Below are 2,719 nucleotides of genomic sequence, written 5' to 3'. Positions count from 1 at the left end.
CTCGAGCTCGCGCTCGCGACGGCGTTGCGTGTGCTCGCGGTCGGCCTGCCGGCGGTGGCGTTGTTCGTCCGGGTGGACCCGACGGACCTCGCGGACGGGCTGGCGCAGCTGCTACGGCTGCCCGCACGGTTCGTGCTCGGGGCGCTGGCGGCGATCCGGATGACGACCCTCCTCGGAGACGACTGGCGACAGCTCGGCATGGCCCGTCGTGCCCGGGGCGTCGCGGACACCGGCCGGCTGCGGCGAGGCGCGTCGATGGCGTTCGCGCTGCTCGTGCTCGCGCTGCGGCGGGCGACGACGCTGGCGGTGGCGATGGAGTCGCGCGGGTTCGGCGCTCCGGGGCGGCGGACGTGGGCACGGACCGCCCGGTTCGCGGGGCCGGAGTGGGCGATGGTCGGCGTGCTCGTCGGCATCGGGGTCGTGTCGATCGTGGTCGCCGTGGCGGCGGGAACCTGGCGTGCCTGAGCGCGGCGCCGTCGGCGCTTCCGGCGCTGTCGGCGCGGCCGGCGCCGTGGACGCGGCCGGTGCTGTCGGCGCTGCCGGCGCTGCCGGTCCGTCGAACTCGCTCGTCGAGGGCCTCGCCGCCGCGGCAGCCGGGGTCGCGACCGCGTCGGGCACCCGGCTCGTCGTGCTCGTCGACGGGCGGTCCGGCACCGGGAAGACGACGCTCGGCACCGTGCTCGGCGACCGGCTCGGCGCCGAGGTCGTGCACCTCGACGACGTCTACCCGGGGTGGGACGGACTGGCCGCCGCCGCTCGGGCCGTGGTGACCGACGTCCTGGGGGAGCCGTCGGGGTACCGGCGGTGGGACTGGGCGACGTCCTCGCCGGCGGAGTGGGCACCCGTCGACCCCGAGCGCCCGATCGTCGTCGAGGGGTGCGGTGCGCTCTCCCGCGGTTCGGCGCCGCTGGCGTCGCTCCGGGTGTGGCTCGAGGCCGACGACGGCACCCGGTGGGACCGGGCGATCGGCCGCGACGGCGACGTGTTCGCCCGGGAGTGGGAGCGGTGGGCAGCCCAGGAGTCGGCGTTCATCGCGGCCGAGCGGCCCGCGGAGCTGGCGGACGTGGTGCTGCGGACGTAGCGCGCCTCCGCGCCGTGCCCTGCCCTGCCCTGCGCCGCCGCGCCGCCCGCCCCGCCCCGCGCCGCCCGCCCGCCCGCCGCGCGACGACTTCACGGGCTGGGCGACACCTCACGCTTGGACACGCCCGTGAGGTGTCGCCCAGCGCGAAACCTCGGCGCGGATGCTCCGTGCCGTGCCGTGCCGTGCCGTGCCGTGCCCTGCGCCGCCCGCCGGCGCCGCCGGCCGTCCCGCGAGCGAACGTCACGGGCTGGCCGACACCGCACGCCCGGACGCGCCCGTGACGTGTCGGCCAGCGCGAGACCTCGGCGCGGATGCTCAGCGCGCTGCGGCGTCCGGGACGGCCCCGCCCCACCCGTTGAACCCGCCGAACACGACCCGGACGGGTACGGCCTGCGCGCGGTCGGTCACGTACCGGTACCCGCCAGCCGGACGTCCGAGCCACAGTGTCCGCGCCGGCGTCGCACTCGTCGCCGCCGTCCGAAGCTCCACCACGTACTGCCCCGAGGGGATCTGGAACTGCGCGGTCTGCTCGCTGTCGAGCACCGTCGAGAACCGGGTCGAGGAGGACGCACCGGTCGCCAGGTCCGTCACCGTGACGCGTGCGCCACTGAGCTGTGCCGACGAGGTGCCGGACGTCGCGAAGACGAGCAGGTCGTAGTCGCTGTGCGCGTAGTGCCGTGACAGCGTCACCTGGGAAGCCGGCAGCGTCCCTCGCTGCTGGTACACCCGGGTCTTCCAGACGGCGGGCGAGGCCAACCCGTTCGCGTACGCCTCGATGCGGTACAGCCCGGTGCTCAGGCCGACGAACCGGTACTCGCCCGCGCCGTCCGAGGTCGTGCGGAACACCTGCGAGGTGTCCTCGTTCCACGCGTACATCAGGCGTCCGGCGGCCGGGCCGTCGGGTCCGACCACCCCGCCCTGCACGGTGGCGCCGATCACCAGCGGCACGGTGACCGCGACCGTCGAACCACCGCGCACCGCGATGCCCGCGCGGAGGCCGGGCGCGTACGTGTCTGCTCCGTGCGGCGGCAGCTGCCGTGTCGTCACCGTGACGGTGTCCGGTGCGGGGATGCCCGTGAACGTCGCGGTGCCGTCGTCGTCGGTGGTGGCGTTCCCGACGACGACGTCGACGCCGATCGCCGCGAGCTCCACGTCCGCCAGGCGGATCGGGGCGCCGTCCGGCGAGGCGAGCTGCACGGTGATCGCCCCGGAGCCGACCGGACCTCGTCCTCGACCCCGACGGGTCGACGGTCCGGCGTGGCGGCGTGCTGCTCGACCTGACCGCGACCGAGTTCCGGCTGCTCCGGTTCCTCGCCGAGAGCCGGGGGCGGACCGTGTCGAAGGGGCAGATCACGACGCAGGTCTGGGGCTACGAGGACATCGCCCCGAACCTGGTCGAGGTCCACCTGAGCGCGCTGCGGCGGAAGATGGAGGCGCACGGTCCACGGCTCGTGCACACCGTCCGCGGCCTCGGGTACCGGCTCGCCGTCGACCGGGGTGCAGCGTGATGCGCGACGGTCGGCTGCGCACCACCTCGCTGCGCCTGCGGACGGTGATCGCCATCCTCGTGCTCCTCACCGTCCTGCTCAAGGCCCTCGTCGTCGCGGTCGAGGCCGTGCTCGGCGCCCGTCTGACCGC

The 2,719-nt window shown here is 75.7% G+C and carries 4 protein-coding genes; 3 read left to right on the top strand and 1 reads right to left on the bottom strand.

Translation table 11 applies throughout. The features are described 5' to 3' along the window. Both I5E_RS20580 and I5E_RS20575 read left to right on the top strand, forming a co-directional pair. Positions 1-465, top strand: a 465-nt coding sequence (locus I5E_RS20580) for an energy-coupling factor transporter transmembrane component T family protein (RefSeq protein ID WP_022908639.1), incomplete at its 5' end; no start/stop codon positions are given. After that, complete coding sequence (locus I5E_RS20575) at positions 458-1,081, top strand: ATP-binding protein (RefSeq protein ID WP_261975014.1); 624 nt, start codon at positions 458-460, stop codon at positions 1,079-1,081. The genes I5E_RS20580 and I5E_RS20575, both read left to right, overlap by 8 nt. Positions 1,082-1,396: 315 nt before the next feature. On the opposite strand, the gene I5E_RS20570 is transcribed toward I5E_RS20575, so the two are convergent. Continuing rightward, positions 1,397-2,278 carry a carboxypeptidase-like regulatory domain-containing protein gene (locus I5E_RS20570; protein WP_022908638.1) on the bottom strand — a complete coding sequence of 294 codons (882 nt, stop codon included), beginning with the start codon at positions 2,276-2,278 and terminating at the stop codon, positions 1,397-1,399. 68 nt (positions 2,279-2,346) lie between these two features. On the opposite strand from I5E_RS20570, the gene I5E_RS20565 reads away from it, so the two are divergent. Next, positions 2,347-2,589, top strand: coding sequence for a winged helix-turn-helix domain-containing protein (locus I5E_RS20565; RefSeq protein ID WP_022908637.1), 243 nt, complete (start codon positions 2,347-2,349; stop codon positions 2,587-2,589). Positions 2,590-2,719 lie beyond the last annotated feature (130 nt).

This window comes from Curtobacterium sp. B18, assembly GCF_000333375.1.
Taxonomy (GTDB): domain Bacteria; phylum Actinomycetota; class Actinomycetes; order Actinomycetales; family Microbacteriaceae; genus Curtobacterium.
The sequence above is the reverse complement of the archived record's forward strand: the minus strand, read 5'-3'. Positions and strand labels throughout refer to the sequence as shown.